1 protein-coding gene is annotated in these 239 nt (G+C 39.7%); it reads right to left on the bottom strand.

The genetic code is table 11. The annotated features are described in order from the left end of the window. Positions 1–239: PCRF domain-containing protein (locus tag FUA24_RS01000; protein ID WP_148539674.1), on the bottom strand; the 239-nt coding region annotated here is incomplete at both ends.

Genomic DNA, 239 nt, shown 5'->3' with positions numbered 1-239 from the left:
CTTGTGTGGCGTTTAGCATTACTATCAAAAGGAGATATTCTTACCAACCTGTGCACTCCATTTTCACCTTTAAGCCAACCAAAAGCAAAATCGCCATTAATTTCTAAAGTAACGGTTTTAATACCAGCCACATCGCCTTCTTGGTAGTTAAGTTCTTTAACTTTGTAGCCTTCTTTTTCGGCATACATTAAGTACATGCGCATAAGCATACTTGCCCAATCGCAACTTTCAGTTCCGCC

The sequence above is a fragment of the Seonamhaeicola marinus genome (genome assembly GCF_008085455.1).
The sequence above is the reverse complement of the archived record's forward strand: the minus strand, read 5'-3'. Positions and strand labels throughout refer to the sequence as shown.